The 16,769-nt window shown below is 61.2% G+C and carries 17 protein-coding genes; 7 read left to right on the top strand and 10 right to left on the bottom strand.

Translation table 11 applies throughout. The features are described 5' to 3' along the window. The 3 genes from Q1V43_RS12155 to Q1V43_RS12145 all read left to right on the top strand — a co-directional run. Positions 1-1,081, top strand: a 1,081-nt coding sequence (locus tag Q1V43_RS12155; protein WP_300518272.1) for a YjbH domain-containing protein, incomplete at its 5' end; no start/stop codon positions are given. Next, positions 1,078-1,773, top strand: coding sequence for a YjbF family lipoprotein (locus tag Q1V43_RS12150; protein WP_300518269.1), 696 nt, complete (start codon positions 1,078-1,080; stop codon positions 1,771-1,773). The genes Q1V43_RS12155 and Q1V43_RS12150, both read left to right, overlap by 4 nt. Positions 1,774-1,871: 98 nt before the next feature. Continuing rightward, entirely contained in the window at positions 1,872-2,195 is a 324-nt protein-coding gene (locus tag Q1V43_RS12145; protein ID WP_300518266.1) for a hypothetical protein, read from the top strand. A 354-nt stretch (positions 2,196-2,549) separates the two neighbouring features. Here Q1V43_RS12145 and Q1V43_RS12140 read toward each other — a convergent pair whose 3' ends face one another. Then, the gene (locus Q1V43_RS12140) at positions 2,550-3,326 is read right to left on the bottom strand and encodes a glycosyltransferase family 61 protein (RefSeq protein WP_300518263.1); all 777 of its coding nucleotides are present in this window, start codon (positions 3,324-3,326) and stop codon (positions 2,550-2,552) included. 72 nt (positions 3,327-3,398) lie between these two features. Between Q1V43_RS12140 and Q1V43_RS12135 the strand changes: the two genes are divergently transcribed. Further along, the gene (locus Q1V43_RS12135; protein WP_300518261.1) at positions 3,399-3,563 is read left to right on the top strand and encodes a hypothetical protein; all 165 of its coding nucleotides are present in this window, start codon (positions 3,399-3,401) and stop codon (positions 3,561-3,563) included. Positions 3,564-3,968: 405 nt separating this feature from the next. Then, complete coding sequence (locus tag Q1V43_RS12130) at positions 3,969-5,420, top strand: mannose-1-phosphate guanylyltransferase/mannose-6-phosphate isomerase (protein WP_300518259.1); 1,452 nt, start codon at positions 3,969-3,971, stop codon at positions 5,418-5,420. A gap of 162 nt (positions 5,421-5,582) precedes the next feature. Here the strand turns inward: Q1V43_RS12130 and Q1V43_RS12125 are convergent, their stop codons facing one another. From Q1V43_RS12125 to Q1V43_RS12115, 3 genes are read right to left on the bottom strand one after another with little or no spacing between them, the layout of a single operon-like run. Next, entirely contained in the window at positions 5,583-6,263 is a 681-nt protein-coding gene (locus Q1V43_RS12125; RefSeq protein WP_300518275.1) for an alpha/beta hydrolase, read from the bottom strand. Between the two features lie 31 nt (positions 6,264-6,294). Then, positions 6,295-6,957: an ABC transporter ATP-binding protein gene (locus Q1V43_RS12120; RefSeq protein WP_300518257.1), complete on the bottom strand. Its 663-nt coding sequence runs from the start codon at positions 6,955-6,957 to the stop codon at positions 6,295-6,297. Positions 6,958-6,968: 11 nt separating this feature from the next. After that, the gene (locus Q1V43_RS12115) at positions 6,969-8,177 is read right to left on the bottom strand and encodes a capsule biosynthesis protein (protein WP_300518255.1); all 1,209 of its coding nucleotides are present in this window, start codon (positions 8,175-8,177) and stop codon (positions 6,969-6,971) included. A gap of 93 nt (positions 8,178-8,270) precedes the next feature. Here Q1V43_RS12115 and Q1V43_RS12110 point away from each other — a divergent pair, with 93 nt between their 5' ends. Next, positions 8,271-9,092 (top strand): ABC transporter permease, encoded by an 822-nt coding sequence (locus Q1V43_RS12110; RefSeq protein WP_300518252.1) that lies wholly within the window; start codon positions 8,271-8,273, stop codon positions 9,090-9,092. A gap of 60 nt (positions 9,093-9,152) precedes the next feature. Here the strand turns inward: Q1V43_RS12110 and Q1V43_RS12105 are convergent, their stop codons facing one another. From Q1V43_RS12105 to Q1V43_RS12085, 5 genes are all read right to left on the bottom strand, one after another. Then, positions 9,153-9,908, bottom strand: coding sequence for a sulfotransferase family 2 domain-containing protein (locus Q1V43_RS12105; RefSeq protein ID WP_300518249.1), 756 nt, complete (start codon positions 9,906-9,908; stop codon positions 9,153-9,155). Continuing rightward, on the bottom strand, positions 9,908-10,633 hold the full coding sequence (locus tag Q1V43_RS12100) for a CatB-related O-acetyltransferase (RefSeq protein ID WP_300518246.1): 726 nt from the start codon (positions 10,631-10,633) through the stop codon (positions 9,908-9,910). Before Q1V43_RS12100 ends, Q1V43_RS12105 begins: the two co-directional genes overlap by 1 nt. Then, positions 10,626-13,130, bottom strand: coding sequence for a glycosyltransferase (locus Q1V43_RS12095; RefSeq protein WP_300518242.1), 2,505 nt, complete (start codon positions 13,128-13,130; stop codon positions 10,626-10,628). The genes Q1V43_RS12100 and Q1V43_RS12095 overlap by 8 nt, the downstream gene beginning before the upstream one ends. 119 nt (positions 13,131-13,249) lie before the next feature. Further along, positions 13,250-13,867, bottom strand: coding sequence for a sugar transferase (locus tag Q1V43_RS12090; protein ID WP_300518239.1), 618 nt, complete (start codon positions 13,865-13,867; stop codon positions 13,250-13,252). Continuing rightward, complete coding sequence (locus Q1V43_RS12085; RefSeq protein ID WP_300518237.1) at positions 13,864-14,706, bottom strand: NAD(P)-dependent oxidoreductase; 843 nt, start codon at positions 14,704-14,706, stop codon at positions 13,864-13,866. The genes Q1V43_RS12090 and Q1V43_RS12085 overlap by 4 nt, the downstream gene beginning before the upstream one ends. Before the next feature lie 183 nt (positions 14,707-14,889). On the opposite strand from Q1V43_RS12085, the gene Q1V43_RS12080 reads away from it, so the two are divergent. Further along, positions 14,890-15,924, top strand: a complete 1,035-nt coding sequence (locus Q1V43_RS12080; protein WP_366146219.1) for a polysaccharide biosynthesis/export family protein — start codon at positions 14,890-14,892, stop codon at positions 15,922-15,924. Positions 15,925-15,928: 4 nt separating this feature from the next. On the opposite strand, the gene Q1V43_RS12075 is transcribed toward Q1V43_RS12080, so the two are convergent. Then, positions 15,929-16,769: glycosyltransferase (locus tag Q1V43_RS12075; protein ID WP_300518233.1), on the bottom strand; the 841-nt coding region annotated here is incomplete at its 5' end.

The following is a 16,769-nucleotide window of genomic DNA, read 5'->3' as shown; positions in this document are numbered from 1 at the left end:
CGCCGTTGCGCAGGCTTTGGGCCGATCGGCCCGGGTCATGGCCGAGGTGTTGCCGCCTTCGGTCGAAACCTTCCGCATCACGCTGATGGATGACGGGCTGGCAGTGTCGACCCTGACCGTCCGCCGCTCGGACCTTGAGGCGCTGGAACAGCAGCCCGACGCCGCCGAGGCGCTGCAGACCCTGGTGGGCCTCACCGCCGCCACGCCAACGCGCGAGGCCGATCTGGTCGAGGGGCTTTACCCGCAATTCGACTGGTCGCTGCGCCCCTATACGCGGACCAGTTTCTTTGATCCCGACAATCCGATCCTGATCGACCTGGGGCTGCGACTCAGGGCGTCTTATGAATTCCGTCCCGGCTGGCGGGTCGATGGGGCGCTGACCACCCGGCTGGCGGGCAATCTGGACCAGGCGCGCAATTCGGCCTCGCAACTGCCGCCGGTGCGCACCAGTTTCGCCAATTACGAACAACAAGATGGCGTGGTGATCGAGACGCTGACCCTCAGCCATGCCCGATCTCTGGGCAACGATTTCTATGGCCGGGTGACCGTGGGTTATCTGGAGCGCATGTATGGCGGTGTCTCGGCCGAGATCCTGTGGCGCCCGGTGACCAGCCGCCTGGCGCTTGGGGCCGAGGTCAATTACGTCATGCAGCGCGATTATGACATGGGGTTCGGGTTCCGGGATTACGATACCGTCACCGGTTTTGTCTCGGCCTATTACGACATGGAAGGCGGCTACCAGCTGCAGGTCGATGCCGGGCGTTACCTGGCGGGCGATTGGGGCGCGACCATCGCCGTCGACCGCGAGTTCCGCAATGGCTGGAGCGTGGGGGCCTTCATGACGCTGACCGATGTTTCAGCGGCTGAATTCGGCGAAGGCTCCTTCGACAAGGGTATCCGTTTTTCGATCCCGGTCTCCTGGTTCACCGGGCAACCAAGCCAGAGCAGTGTTGGCACTACGATCCGCCCGATCACGCGCGATGGCGGGGCCCGGGTCAATGTGCCCGACCGGCTCTATGACCGGGTGCGCGAAGGCCATCTGGGCAATATCGACGATCAATGGGCGCGGGTGTGGCGATGAAAAAGCAACTGGCCCTGCTGGCCTTTCTGGTGCTGGCCTCCTGCGCGACCGTCGGCGACCTCGGCGGTGGCGGAACCGCAGACAACCCGGCGCTTTCGGCGGTGCGCCAGATCAGTAGCGGGCTGTTCAACCGGGGCCGGGGCGCGACCCCGCCGCAGTTCACCGCGACCCGCGCATCGCTCAGAGAAGCGGGCATCACCCGACCGGTGCTGGTCGCGCGTCTGGATGCGGTCGGCATCTCGGTGGGGCTGCTGGAATTCCAGACCCCGCGCGACGCGATCGTCTGGCGCAGCCTTGATGGCAATACGATCACCACCGCAGGCGGGCTTCTGCGCAACACCCGCGGGTTTGGACCCGATCTGCACAGCCTGGAAACCGCGCCGCTGCAACGCGCGCTGTCAGAGGGCGGCCCGGCGGAATATTCGCGGCTCTTTCGCGGGCTCGACGGTCTGGACCAGATCGAGACGCGCCGGCTTTATTGCCGGTTACAGCCTGAGGGCCGCGAAACCGTCGATGTTCTGGGCCGTGCCTATGACACGCAGCGCTACCGCGAAATCTGCCGTGCGCAGGATCGCGATGAACCGATTTTTGAAAATACCTATTGGCAGGGCAGGGGCGGCACGATCTGGCAATCCCGGCAATGGGCGGGCCCCGATCTGGGCTATATCGACCTGGAGCGCGTGAATAATTAGCACTCCAGCGATTTTTGACCCAGATGCGCGCTCCTTTGTTGAACCGCCCCCAAGCCCGTGATAAATTGAGGGATGAAATAGTATTGGAGATCGGCCCAATGAAGCTCTCGAAAACCTTTTTTGCTGTTACCACAGCAGCAATCCTTTTTTCCGGAGCCGCAAGTGCGCTGTCCGTGGATCAGTGCAATCAGCTTGGTGGCCAGGTGAATCTGGCCACTGCTGAGTGCTTGTTGACGGCCGCTCAGCAAGAAGAAGCCCGTGCGCTTGGCTGGTTGCCCGGCGGTGCGGCTGAAACGACCGCAATCCTTGGTGGTGTTGCCGGTGGCGGTGGTACTCTTGCTGCCGGTGCTGGCCTGCTGCTGGCCGTGGTCCTGATCGGGGATGGCGCTTCCGGCACGACGACGACGACCACTGCCCCCTGATATCGTATCTGCAAAGAGCGACAGGAAACGGCCTCCATTGGGGCCGTTTTTTTGTCTGACTGAGGGTATTGGAAAACGGAACGTTTCAGGACCCGACAGGGGTCAGCGAAATGTCAGCCGCTCCATCACGGCGATATCCTCGGCAAAGAACTGGTCCATCGCATGCCGGTGCGCGTCGGGTCCAGCAGGCGGTCCCACCGGCTGATCCCTTGTTGCACGGGGTCCGGGATTGGACCGTTTCGCGGCGATAACCGACCATCATCGACCCGCGCAAAGATACTCATAATCTAAATTATGTTAATAAAATAGATTTCCATGACCGATTGATGCTGAAAATAGCCTGCCAAACCGGCATCATGTCTTGGCGATCATGGCGCATATGGCCTCGATATCGGCGCGCCAGGGCAGGTCGTGTTTCTCGGTCGTGTTCTCCGGCTGTCCGAACTGGAAATCATACTTCAGCCCCAGGGCCAGTGCGATCCCGGCAAAGGCCAGGGTGCCGCGTTCGGGGGTAAAGAGCTCGATCACCCGCGTCCCCTTTCGGGCGGCAATCAGGTTCAAAAGCGCGCCGCCATGCGGGGCAATGATCATATCGGCGTTATAGATCGCGCCAAGCTGATCCGGGCCGGAGAGTTGGGACATCAGAACAGGCTTTACCCCAAGGGCTTGCAGACGCCTGATCAATTCAGGCTCGTTCAGCATTCTGCGGCGCGTGGTATCGGTACGGCTGAGGTAGATCTTTGAGCCCTCGGCCGGGTCGGCGCGGAAATTTCGTTGGGCACCCGCGCTGACAATCGCGAGGATGTCGGGATCGAGAAACCAGAACGGATGACCCGGTGATTTGTCAAAGCGGGAGCTGGACAGCAATTTCAGCTCCGGGAAAAAGTGGACCCGGTCCGGCTCCAGGGTTCTGAATGCGGGGTCGATTTGCTGGCGCAGGAAATTGCAGACGGTTGCGTGAGTTTCCGGCAGGTAAATCTGATCTGAAGACATCCCCACCCGATCCCGCAAAATCAGGGCCCGTGTCAGTTGATCCGAGATGAAATGCGCGGGGTTGCCGGGTAACCAGTGATCCCCGCAAAACGCCCCTGACCCCAGGCTGGAATACTGCCCCCTGGCGATCGCTCGCATGGCCCCCTGCCCCGGCACGGCCGTCGATCTGATGTCGATCGCACCCTCCTTGAAGATGCAAAACCGGCCGTCATGGTAGACAAGGAACACATCCTGAAACGTGTCGCAGGTCAGATGGCGGCGCGCATGTGGATGCGGGATATAAAGCCGGTTGATCCGGGTGTCCGCGAACCGCTCGACATTCGGCAGAGTTATGGGGGATGGAATAAGGTCATCGACAAGGACCTTCTGCTCTGACGACAGATCGCAGACCCGGCTTTTGGCGAGATGTCTGAGGGTCTTGACCCGCTTACACTGCTCAAGAATATCGGATGGATCATTGAGCTTTGGGCGCTGCTGCCTGAGTTGCCAACGCGCCGAGTCGTTTGGGATCAAAATCATCTCGGGGTTCAGTGCCTTCGTGGACCGGTCCGTATCAGAGATATGTATCCGGCCCGGTAGTTGATTGCCATGTCATCAAATCTTGCGCCTCCAGGTCCGGATGCCGCGTATTTGTGCCGAAAGGTCTGGGATCTCGCCGGCCCATGGGAGCGCCATAATTCGGTACGAAAAAAATATACAATTGAAACTCACATTCATCCAAAATACTGGCGATGAGAGAAGGTTTTGAATTCACGCCGGGTTCAGTGTGGAGATCATAAGATGAAAAACATTGTTCCTGTTGTGCTGTGCGGAGGCGTGGGAACACGGCTATGGCCATTGTCCCGAAAGAGCTATCCAAAACAATTTGTGCCCCTGTTGGAAGAGAAATCGCTGTTTCAGGCCTGTGCAGAACGGATGGTGAGTGATGCAAATGTCAGCTTCTCCGATCCGCTGATCCTGACCCATTCCGATTTCAGGTTCATCGTGGTCGAGCAGTTGCAGGCCATCGGAATCAATCCGGGGGCCGTGTTGATCGAGCCCGAGGGGCGCAATACAGCACCGGCCGTTCTGGCGGCGGCCCTGCATGTGGCCGCAACCGACCCGGAGGCCATTTTACTGATTGCGCCGTCTGACCATGTGCTGCCCGACTCCGAAGCCTTCCGCGCGGCGGTGGCCAGGGGCGTGCAGGCGGTCGAAGAGCGCGGCGACCTGGTGACCTTCGGCATTACGCCCGACCGGCCTGAAACAGGCTATGGCTATTTGCAGCTGGCCGCGGTGCCCGATGGTTCCGGCGCGGCGGCGGCGTTGCTTGGCTTTGTCGAAAAGCCCGACACGGCGGCGGCGCAGGCCATGTTGCAGGATGGCGGGTATCTGTGGAACTCGGGTATTTTCCTGTTTTCCGCCAAGGATATCATTGCCGCATTCGACCGATATGCGCCGGATCTGGTGGGCCCGGTCCGGGCCTCGGTTGCCAACGCCGCCAGCGATCTGGGGTTCCTGCGTCTCGATCCCGGTGCCTGGGAAGAAGTCACGGATATTTCGATCGACTATGCCGTCATGGAACGGGCCGAAAATCTGAGCGCGGTGCCCTTCTCCGGTGGCTGGTCCGATCTGGGCAGCTGGTCTGCGGTACATGAACAAAGCGCCCCCGATGCCGACGGCATGGCCTGTTCCGGGCCGGTCACCGCAATTGACTGCCGCAACAGTCTGCTGCGCTCGGAAAGCGCGGATCAGGAGCTGGTCGGCCTGGGGCTGGAGGATTTGATTGTCATTGCGATGTCCGATGCGGTTCTGGTGGCGGATAAAACCCGGGCGCAGGATGTGAAGCTGGCGGTCAGGGCCCTGAAAGCGAAAGGGTCCGCACAAGCCGAGTTTCTGCCCATCGACTACCGCCCCTGGGGGCATTTCGAAACGCTGGTCCTGGCCGATCGGTTCCAGGTGAAACGCATCGTTGTGAAACCGGGGGCCGCGCTCAGCCTGCAGAGCCATCACCACCGGGCCGAGCACTGGATCGTTGTGGAAGGCACCGCCCGGGTGACGATCAATGACGAGGTCAAGCTGCTGGCCGAGAACCAATCCATTTATGTTCCTCTGGGGGCGATGCACCGGATGGAAAACCCCGGCAAGATGGATATGGTTCTGATCGAGGTGCAGACCGGCTCCTATCTGGGAGAGGATGACATCATCCGCTATGAGGATGTCTATGCCCGCGGACAGGGGGCAAAGGGATAGCTTCTCCTGAGCTTCGCTCTGGCTGGACATGTTGACGTAATTGTAGCGGGCCCTGTCGGGCAGGGCCGTATCGACAACCTGTTCGACCGGGCAGAAGGATGGTGGACTTTCAGGCTCCACCATCTGGCGCGAGGGATCTGGTCGTAGGCCAGTGTTCCCCGATCACCCCGCCCGGCCCGCATCAAGGAATGCACATATCTGTGCGGCAACGGGACCGCTGTGACGGGGATGATTGAAAAACCCGTGCCCGGCACCGGTATATTCATGCATTTCACAACGCCCCCGGGGCCAGATCCGGGCAAATCGTCGCGAGGCTTCAATCGGCACGACATCATCGCGATCACCATGCGCGATCAGGCAGCGGGCGGTGCCAAGAAGATCGTGCCCGACGCAGCGCTGCATGGGAGAAAGGTCGGCCCGGCCCTGTTGTGGAATCACACGATTGGCAAAACCACCTGCCGCTATATCTGTCACCGGATTGAGTAGAATGAACCCGGCAGGGAGGTCCGGGGACCGTAAAGCCGCATCAAGGGCCAGCAAACCACCAAATGATGCCCCGAGCAGGAAAAGCTGCGCTGTGTCGGGCATGTCCGCACGACACCAGGCCAGGGCGCGGTCGGCATCCTCCAGACTGTCTGAAAGGTTGGCCTGGTCCCGGTCCAGAACCCGGTAACTGGCAATCGCAATGGATAGGGTGCCCTGCCGCGCCAAAACCTGCGAAAATGGAACCAGCATCTCCGGCGATCCGCCAACCCCGCCGCCGCCATGAAAGGCCAGAATGCGTGTCTGTTCCGGGCCCTCGGCGGGCAGGAACAGAGCGTGTTGCCCGTGGCCAAGCTGCATGGTTTGAGGCGGGGCCATGTGGAGGTCGTTCCTATGCTCCACCGGTCATGTTCCTGCTGTGATGGGTGATAGCCTCTTCGAGATCGTCATGAAACACGGCCCTGCCGTTTTCAAGAACGATCCCCACATCGCATAATTGACGGACCTGCCCCATGTTATGGGTCACCACGAAGGATCCCGCATTGGCCATGCGCTCCAGAAACAGATCCCTGCTTTTATCCTTGAAGGATGCATCCCCGACCGAGGTCACTTCGTCGACGAGATAGGTATCGAATGGAATACCCATGGAGACGCCAAACGAAAGCTTGGAACGCATGCCCGAAGAATAGCTGCGGAACGGCATGTGAAAACTTTGACCGAGATCGGCAAAATCCTCGACAAAGGCGGCGAGTTCCTCGGTGTCGACCCCGTAGATCCGGGCAATGAATTTCGTGTTCTGAAATCCTGTCAGGTCAGGATGAAACGTCCCGGCAAACCCCACCGGCCAGGAAATCGTCCCCGTGGACAGAATTTCCCCCGATGTCGGATCCATTGTTCCGGCAATCATTTGCAGCAATGTCGATTTTCCCGCGCCGTTGCGGCCCAGAAGAGCGACCGAGATATTGCTTGGCACGCGCATGCTCAGGTTGTCGATGACAACCTTGCGCCGACCGCGCAGCACGAATTCCTTTCGCAGGCTTCGAAACTCGATCATCGGATCCGCCTTTAGCGACGATCACGCAGGCTGTAGGCGACCAGCGCCAGGACAGACCATATCAGAAACAGCAGAAGTGAAATCGTGATCAGTATGGTGGGGCGGTTGGGATATTCCGAGGCCTCGGCCAGGGTGGGTCGGACATGAGCCGCCAGATAGCGGCTTTGCCGCCGCGCCTCATTCCGGGCCGCGTCAAAGGCGGCCAGCGCGGCCGTATAGGCCTGTTCCGCGAATTCCTGGTCCACGACCAGCCGCTCATATTCTCCGACGAGATCGGCAAAAGCGACGCCGGTCGAACCGTTGGTCCCCAAAACTGCGCGTTCGGCGACAATCCGTTCTTCGATCACCGCAATCCGGCGTTCGGCCTGGGTGATGCGCGGATCGTTTTCGCGGGTGGTGTCGCGCAGGATGTCAAATTCGATCAGGGCTTCGGCAAGCTGTGCCTGCAAATTGGTCACCAGCCCCATCTGACCTTGCGTATCTGCGGCGGGGTCAACGGTCTGATTTTCATTGCGCCATTCGGCCAGCGCCACGCGCGCCTCGGTCAAGCGGGTCTGCGCCTGCTCCAGTTCATCGCGTGCGTAGCTGATCGCGTCTTCGCGCGCGATGGCCGAGAGCTGATTGATCATCGCACTGCTTTCCTCGAAGATCGCCTGGGCGATGGCACGGGCATCCTCGGGGTCGAAGGCCAGCACATCCAGGTCAATCAGGCCAGTGCCCCCATCGTAATAGATACGCACCTTCCTGCCCCAGTGCTCGACCAGGTCTTCAATCGTGCCCGGAGGCCGGAAGGCAAAATAGGGGTCCTGTTCAGGATCAACGCGGGACCAGATGCCGCGCAGATCCAACTGATTATCGATACGACGCACAAGCTCCTGGCTCTGTAAAAACTGATACAGAATATCAGTATCCGTAGAACTTGCCCCGGACAGGTTGGCAATCCCGCCCAACATCTCGATTGCGGAACTGACCTCTTCGGTGCGCACCGAAAATCCGACGCGGGAAATATACTGATCGGCGGCCCGGTTCCACAAATAGGCGGCTGAAACCCCGATTGGCATCAGAACCATGATGACAAATGATGCCACCAGCGCCCAGTGCCGGCGCTTGACCCGCGCGACACTGGCGGTCGGCGACTGTGCGGGGATCGGTTTGGCGATCTGAACCGGGCTGGCGTGTTTGGGACCGGGGGCCGGTTTGGATACCTGAGGGGTAGACATGTTATCAGTACGCCTTGTGAAACAATTTGTGCATCCTGACGCTCTGCCCCATAAGGAGCGGACAATTTTCCAGCACGCCGTTATAAGAGTATTATGGTATCCTTATCCAGCACTCCAGATACTAACGCGCTTAAACCCGTTCAACCAAAACGCCGTTTTGCAGCAATGCGGGCTGTGGCCGCGCTAATGCTGCGCGAGATGAATACAACCTATGGGCGCTCACCTGGCGGATATATCTGGGAGATTTTGCAGCCTGTCGCGGGTATTGCTGTTTTGGCTGCGGTTTTTTCCGTCGGATTTCGATCTCCGCCGATCGGAACGAGCTTTGCGATTTTCTATGCGACGGGTATCCTGCCGTTCTTCTTTTTTTTGACCGTGGTCAACAAGCTTGCCCAGGCGCTCAATTTCTCCAAGCAACTTCTGGCCTATCCCAGCATCACCTATATTGATGCCCTGTTGGGCCGGTTCATCCTCAACACGCTGACGCAGCTTCTGGTCGGCTATATTGTTCTGGCAGGCCTTCTCGCCCTGTTCGAGACCAGAACCACGCTGGAGTTGGACAGAATAGCCCTGGCTTATGCAATGGTGACCGCGCTGTCGCTTGGAATCGGAACCATGAATTGCTTCCTGACCTCCATGTTCCCGGTCTGGCAACAGGTCTGGAACATCGTTACACGCCCACTGATCATCGTGTCCGGGGTGATCTTTATGTATGACAACACCCCCGAGCCGTACCGGTCCTATCTGTGGTATAATCCGCTGATCCACGTGACCGGAGAAATGCGGGCGGCCTTTTATGTGAGCTATGAGGCCTCTTATGTCTCGCCACTTTATGTCTTTGCGCTCAGCCTGGCCTTGCTGATGTTCGGGCTACTGTTCCTGCGGCGCTATCATCGCGACATTCTCAATTACTGAAGGCTCCAGGGCCGTCAGCAGGGGCCGTGCTCCTGGGGGCTCTCCCGCTCAAATGAGTCGCTAAAGCTTCATTCCCAGGTCAGAGATCAATTCCTCATCTGCAACCGCAAACTCTTCCAGACGGCGCGAATTGGCATCGCTTTCGATACGTTCCAAAAGCTTGGGCCAGCGCAGCTCGTCATCGGCATGGCCGCCCTTGTTGACGAATTTATTGACGACTGAAATCTGCCTATCGAACCGCGCCGCGATATCCCTCTCGAGCGCCCCGAGATTCTGGGTCGAGTAGATCCGATCGACCATCGGCAGATTGGCCTTGGCCGCCGCGACACGCGCAGCGGTATCGAGATCCCGCATCTGCGTCCAGCCGCGCATTCTGCGGGTCGCCAAATAGGTGCAATAGACATTGTCATAATGATCATGAACGAACTGCTGCCAGCCCGGGTCACCACCAAAGAAATAGGAATCTGCAGACTGGCCGCGAATGCGGCGCATGCCCTGGTGTTCGGGCCGTTGCAGCTCTTCCTCCGACAGGGTCTGTGCCTTTTTGAGAAGATAGAAATAGAATGAGGCAATGCGTTCACAGGGGTTGCGGAACACACTGAAAACGAAGCGGTCGTCAGACAGGGTTTCCAACGCATCCCAGTCCAGATGACCGGAATAGAGATCATACCCGGGCGGAAATTGCGCGGCCCCGTCCGGAGCTTCGGTGTGGACCCGAACCGGCGATACCCGGTCCGGCCCGACAAGCCGGGTGAGTTCGCTGTGAATGGTCTGCCCCGCCGTCTTGGGAATATGCAGAAAAACGATCGGCCCCATCAGGCATCTGCCGTCGCAATGAAAACATCGGGCTTGAATTCCGGCACGTCGCGCATCTGGATGACAGAGGCGGCAAAGCGGGCCGGGTCCGACGGGTCCAGATGCTGGAGCTGCCAGGGCGCAAAGCGCCACCATTTCGACCGTAATACCGGGGTGATCAGATCGACGGGCAGGCGCATTTTCTTGATCACCGCGGGATTGCCGGCCACCACCGCAAAGGGCGGCACGTCTTTTGCCACCACCGCATGCGCGGCAATGACCGCGCCATCGCCAATGGTGACCCCGGCGGCAATATAGGCTCCGTGGCCGATCCAGACATCATTGCCGATATGGGTGATTTTCGCGCGCGTCGGCGGGCCTTGATACTCGAATTTGTACTCATGGTAGCTCTCGGCCCCCTCGAACCCGCCGCCAAGCTGAAACAGCCGGTCACCGAGGTAAAAGGCCGGGCTGGTCGAAGCCCAGGTCATCGGATGGTCCTGGCGCCCGATCTGGACGTTTTCACCAAACGAACAATAGCGCCCGATCCGGGCCGCAAAACAGTAGCCCGAGACCTGATAGGAAAACGCGCCCAGATGCAGGGAATGCTCGTATTGCGTCCATTTCAGGCTCGATGGAGCCTCAATCCTGGCATTTTTCGGCAAGGACATGCAGGGCCCGCCGCGCGGGAGAACCTCGATCCCTGCTTCGGTCAGGCGCGCATAGGGGACAGATATGTTACTCATCGCGGACCTCGCCTGCGCACTCTATCTTTTCCAATATGTTGTGAACCAAATCCCCATCCGGCGCAAAAGGAATGGGATGGCCGTTCGGTGCCCGGGCAACGGCCCCGCCCTGTGCGCCGATATCGAAGGCATAGACCGGCAGCCCGGTCGCAAGACATTCATGCGTGGTGTAGGAAAACGTCTCGGGCCAGATCGACGGGATCAGCCAGCAGGTAATGCCATAGTGCTGCACCAGGCGGCCGATATCCCCGATCCGGTAATTGCCGTGTATCGGCACAGAGGCGGGCAGGCTGTAATTCGGGTCGAGATTGCCAAGCAAGACCAGCGCCAGATCCGGACGATCCTGTATCCGGCGCGTCAGATCGCTCAGCACAGCCGCGCCCTTTTGATAGCCAATATTGCCGAGCACCCCGATCACGGTCTTGTCGATCTCGGGCACGGCCAGCGGCGGCACCTTTTCCAGCAGGTTATGCGGGGTCAGGACAATCCTGTCAGAAAGATCGGGATAGGCGGCCAGCACCTGATCATGGCTATCACGGGAAAAAACACTGACCTGGTCGGCCGCCGCCAGCACCCGGCCCCAGGCCTCCTGCCAGGCGGCCAGACCCACATGGGTGCCGTCAGTGCGCCGCACCGAATGTGCCGGATCCGCCCGGTCGCGCGTCACCGCGCCGCGATAGACCCCGTCCTTGTCCAGCAGGCAATAAGAGGGCGAGATCGGAAAGAAGTCGTGAAACAGAACCTCCAGCCCGTCCTCTGATCCGTCCCGGCGCAGCGCCAGCAAAATATCGGGCAGCCCGGCCGGATCCGGATCCCCGACACCGCAGGAATAAACGACCCGCAGGGCCTCTATCGGGGCCAGCAGCTCTTGCAGGAAATCCAGGCTGTCGGTCATGCCCGACACCTCCCCCTCGGGGGTTCGGATCTCGACCTGGAAGCGCTCTGTACCACCGACCCGCAGCACGATCGCGCTCTGTTCCCGGGCCAGCCGGGCATCAATCGTGGCCTGCAGGTGGTTCTCGGCCCCGCCGCCCAGGGAATGGGCCATGTAGACGGGTACCGGGCCCGAGGCGCGGGCGGCCAGATGCGCGATGGCCAGCGCCACCCGGGCCGTAACCAAAGGGTCGGATTGGATGAAATCCTGAACTTCGCGATCATAGGACGGATAGCGCCCGGTGATGATCCGGTTGTTCTTCAGAACCAGGGCGCGTTTTTCCTCGGACCCGAAGCTTTCGCCACCGCGATGTTCCACAAACAGACCCGGAAGCCCCAGGTGACGACCACCAAGCGTGCGCGCCTTCTGGCACCAGTCGACCTCTTCGCCATAACCGCGTCCAAAGCTTTCGTCGAGCGTCGGCAGTTTGCGCAGATAGGCGCTGTTCAGAGCCATGCAAAAGCCGACGCCGGTGGGCACTTCGGGCAGCGGAGCCTCAGGAGAGATCCGCCGCGCCACCGCATCGATCGCATCGCCCTGCCCCGGTTCCAGCATGGTGCGGCGGCATATCTCGGGCACCGTGAAGATCTCCGCGTCATTCGACATCGGCGTGACGCTGGCAACATGGTCATGGGACAGGATCGGCCGGATCAGACGGCTGGCCCAGGCCTGCGGGACAAGAGCGTCCGAATTGAGCAGGACGACATGATTTCCCCGGTTCAGAGCCTTTTCCAGGCCCTTGTTCACGCTACCGATAAAGCCGAGATTCCGGTCGTTTTCCAGCAGGGTGACCCGATCCTGCCGGCAAGCCGCCCAATCGCGCAGGAACGGGCGCACGGCCCGGTCGGTCGAACTGTCCTCGATCAGGATCAGATGCCAGGGCAGATCGGTATGACGCTCGACCCGGTCCAGTGCCTCGGGCAGCAGCTCAAACGCATTATAGACCGGCAAAACGATGGTGATCGCCAGATCCTGCGGCAGCCTCTGCTCCTGCCCGTCCCGCTGAAACAACCGCACATCCATCGTCCCGGCCTGCGGGACCGCATCCAGCCCCAACCGGATCTTGATCTGCGCCCGATAGGCGGGATCACCGGTCCGGTGCCAGCGCCATGCCGCGGGCGCGATCCGTAGCAGATCCCGTGCAAAGCGCCATTTCAGTCGCTGCCGCGCCCGGTAAAGCGCCGGGCCGGCGGGTTCTTCGAACGGATATATGACCTCGGCGGGGCCCATATCCAACACCAGTTGATACGGACCGGCACCGGCCGGAGCCTCTACCGCGAAGCCAACCTCGGGGTCGATATCCAGGGCGGCGGCAACATCGTCACGGATCAGATGCGGCCGCTGCGCCGCCTGTCCGCCGCGCCAGATCAGGCGCAGCTGGCTGGCAATACACCACCCTTCCAGCCTGATCCGGTTTCCGACCAACGAAACTCGATCGACATTGCCCAGAAAACGATCCTCTGCGTCCTGTAAACGCATACTTGGGGCATCAAAGATCAGGTGCCGGTCTGCATAGCGGGCAAACAGGCCGCGAATGCGGTTGAACACAGGATATCCTTGCATTGGCACCCCGCCGCGCTGGCTCAGGCGGCACCGGGTCTCCGTCTTGGGCTTCAATCGGTGTCAGCATTATCGTCAGGCGTTGCCCCTGTCCACCTGGGGCAGCGGCCCGTCGGTGGGTTTCAGTCACGCCGTCTGCGAAACAGATTGCCGATGGTCTGGAACACCAGATCGAAATCGTAACAGGTGCTTTGATGGCGCTGATAGATGAGGTCGAGCCGGGCCTTGCGCGGGATGCAGGCCCGGCAATAGACGGCATCGGTTTCCTCGGCCGTTTTGCAGTGCGCGAGCAGCCGTTCCTCATGCTTGTGAAAGGCGATGGTGGCCAGTCCGGTGACGCCGGGGCGGCTTTGCAGCACCCGCGCATAGAGATCGGGGAACCTCTCGACATATTCGCGCAGGGGCGGGCGCGGGCCGACAAAACTGAGGTCACCCTTGAGGATGTTCCACAATTGCGGAAACTCATCGAGCCTGCGGCGGCGGAGCCAGGCCCCCGTTGGCGTGACCCGCGCCGCCTTGTCGGCCCCCGAAACGCCGCTGTCATCCTCCACCACACTCATGGTGCGAAACTTCCAGAGCCGAAAGCTCTCGGTCGGTGTCTTCATGCGCTCGGCGGCATAGAAAACCGGCCTGCCCTCGCGCCGCCAGATCACCCAGATCAACCACAGGATGATGGGACCCAGGATGATCACCAGAAGGCTGGCGAAAAAGAGATCGAAGATGCGCTTGCGCCAGGTCATGTCGGGGTGCGTGCCGCCTGCTCATAGGCCCGCCATTCGGCCACGAGGGCGGCGGCGGTGCCGCTTGCGGGATCCAACCGGGTAAAGCGGCTGAGGGCGCTGATGTCCAGAGCCACCTCGGCAATTGCCTCGGGCGGCGCGGGGCGCGGGGTCCAGGGGCAGCCCGCCATATCCAGAAGCGCGCCCATTTCGACCGTGCCGGGGGCGGCGACGTTGAGGATCGCGGGCGGCGCCCTGCCCTGCCCCGCGGCGATCGCCAGATCGGCAAGAACCCGCGCAAGCGTGGCCGGGCCGATATAGCTGCGTCTTGGTGTACGGCCATCGGCGAAGCGGTCAAGCGTCAGCGCCTCCCCCTGCCCTGCCCGGCCCAATATCTGATCGGCCCCCGCGACATTGCCGATCCTCAGGCAGGTCACCGGGCCGCCCGTCGCCAGCACCGCCTGTTCCATGGCCCGTTTCGCGATCCCGTAGGGGGCGACAGGCTGCACGGCATCGCTTTCCCGGCAGGGTCCGCCTGCGCGCCCATAGACCGCCGCGGAGGAAGCCAGCAGATGCGGGCGGCCGCCGGCGGCCCGCTGTGCCGCCAGCGCCAGCGCGCCGTTCTGGCCTAAATCGGCCCCCAGGGCCGGCGTGACACCGGCCAGCGTCAGAATCACATCGGCGCGCGCGCAAGCGGCCTTCAGCCCCTCGGGATCGTGCAGGATATCGCAGCCGATCCAGCCAGCACGGCCGGGATCTTCGCGGCTTTGCCAAAGTGGAGAAACCCTGTTCACATCCGCCCAGGCCCACTGCATCATGCGCCCGATCCGACCTGTGGCCCCCAGAACTAAAACTCGCATAAAACGCCCTTTCTGCACCGAAATCATTGACCCTCTGGGCGCGTGCCGTATTTTGCGTCGAAACAGGGCAAATCTTCAATATACAGCGAGCGTATGGACACGATGGCACGATTTGCGCGGGTGAGCGGTTTTTTGGGTCTGTTTCTGCTTCTAGCGGCTTGTGCCCTGCCGCGCGGTGCCGGAATGGAGCGCGAAATTCTCAGCGGGGCCGATAATGCCGAGGCTGATTTCGCTGTCTACCCCGTCACCCGCGCCTTTTTGCCGACCCTGGCCGAATGGCCGGTCACCGGCGAGCCTGATCTGAACTGGATTACCACCAGCACCGGGTCGCGCAGCCAGGTCATCGCGCCGGGAGACATGGTTTCGATCTCGATCTGGGACAGCAACGAAAATTCCCTGCTGACCGCACCCGAACAGCGGGTCGTGGGGCTTGAGGAAATGCGCGTCAGCGCCAGCGGCACGATTTTCATGCCCTATATCGGCGATACCCGTGTCGCCGGCATGTCGCCGCAGGCCGCGCGGGCCCGTTTGCAGCGTGAGCTTGAGGTAATCGTCCCATCCGCGCAGGTGCAGCTTTCGATGGCGGCGGGACGGGGAAATTCGGTCGATCTGGTCGGCGGTGTGGCTTCTCCCGGATCCTATCCGATGCCCGACCGGGCCTATACCGTGCTCGGCCTGATCTCGGAAGGCGGCGGTGTGCGCACGGATCTGAACAATCCGCAGATCCGCCTGATGCGTCAGGGCAATCTCTTTGGCACCTCGATCGCCCGGCTTTATTCCGAGCCCAATCTCGACACCAGGCTGGCCGGGGGCGATCGGGTGATCGTCGAGGACGACCGGCGCTATTTCCTGTCGCTCGGGGCCGCGGGCCGCCAGGATCAGCACCCGTTCCCACAGGATATCGTGACCGCGCTCGATGCGATGGCGATTATCGGCGGCGTAAGCTCGAGCCGCGCCGATCCCGAAGGTATTCTGATCCTGCGTGAATATCCCGCCTCCGCGCTCAGGGCGGGCGAACGGGGGCCGCGACAGGAACGCGTGGTATTCACACTGGATCTGACCACGTCGGACGGGCTTTTCTCGGCCCGCAATTTCCGCATTCAGTCCGGCGATCTGGTGCTGGCCACCGAAAGCCCGATCAATTCCGTGCAGACGGTCTTTAGCCTGGTTGGCGGGCTTTTCGGTCTGGCCAATACGGCCGGCAGGATTGGCAACTGACGCTTCAGCCCTCCTGAGGCAGGGGAATCGGGCGCGCCTGCGGGGCCAGCGCATTGATGCGGGCGATATGCACAGCCAGACAGCGTGTCAGGAAGTCGTAGTTTTCGACGATATGGGCGCGTGCGGCCTGGCCCAGATGGGCATAATCCTCAGGCGCGGCCAGAACCTCGGCCACCTGGGCCGCCAACGCCTGCGGATCAAAGAAATCGACCAGCAATCCGGTTTTGCCATGCGCCATCGCCTCGCGCACCGGGGCCACGTCCGAGGCTACGATGGTGGCCCCCATCGACATCGCCTCCAGCAATGACCAGGACAGCACAAACGGCACCGTCAGGTAGATGTGACAGCGGCTGACCTGAATGATCCTCTGGTAATCGGCATAGGGCACCCGGCCCAGGAAATGCACGCGGGCCCAATCCACGGAGGTGCCCACCTCGCGTTCCATCTGGGCGCGATAGCCGCCCTCGGCCTCGCTTTTCTTGCCATAGGAGGCCTCGTTGCCGCCGATGATCAGCGCGCGGGCGTTGGGGCGGGCATCCAGAATATGGGGCAGCGCGCGCATGAAGGTGTGAAAGCCGCGCGTGGGCTCCATGTTGCGGGCCATATAGGTGAAAATCTCATCGTCGCGGGTGACGGCGCGGCCCAACCGGTCCAGCATCACCGAAGCCTCCGGGTTGGGGCGCAGGAGATCACTGCGGATGCCATCATGGCAGGTGTAGATCTTGGAATGGAAGCTTTCGGGATAGGTGTCGCGTTGCCAGAGCGTCGGCGACTGGCCCAGATCCACGGTTTCCAGGTTGATGTAATTCACCGCGTTTCGCGCATGCATGATGAAGGGGGTATGC

The organism is Aliiroseovarius sp. (assembly GCF_030148435.1).
Classification (GTDB): Bacteria; Pseudomonadota; Alphaproteobacteria; order Rhodobacterales; family Rhodobacteraceae; genus JASBTN01.
The sequence above is the reverse complement of the archived record's forward strand: the minus strand, read 5'-3'. Positions and strand labels throughout refer to the sequence as shown.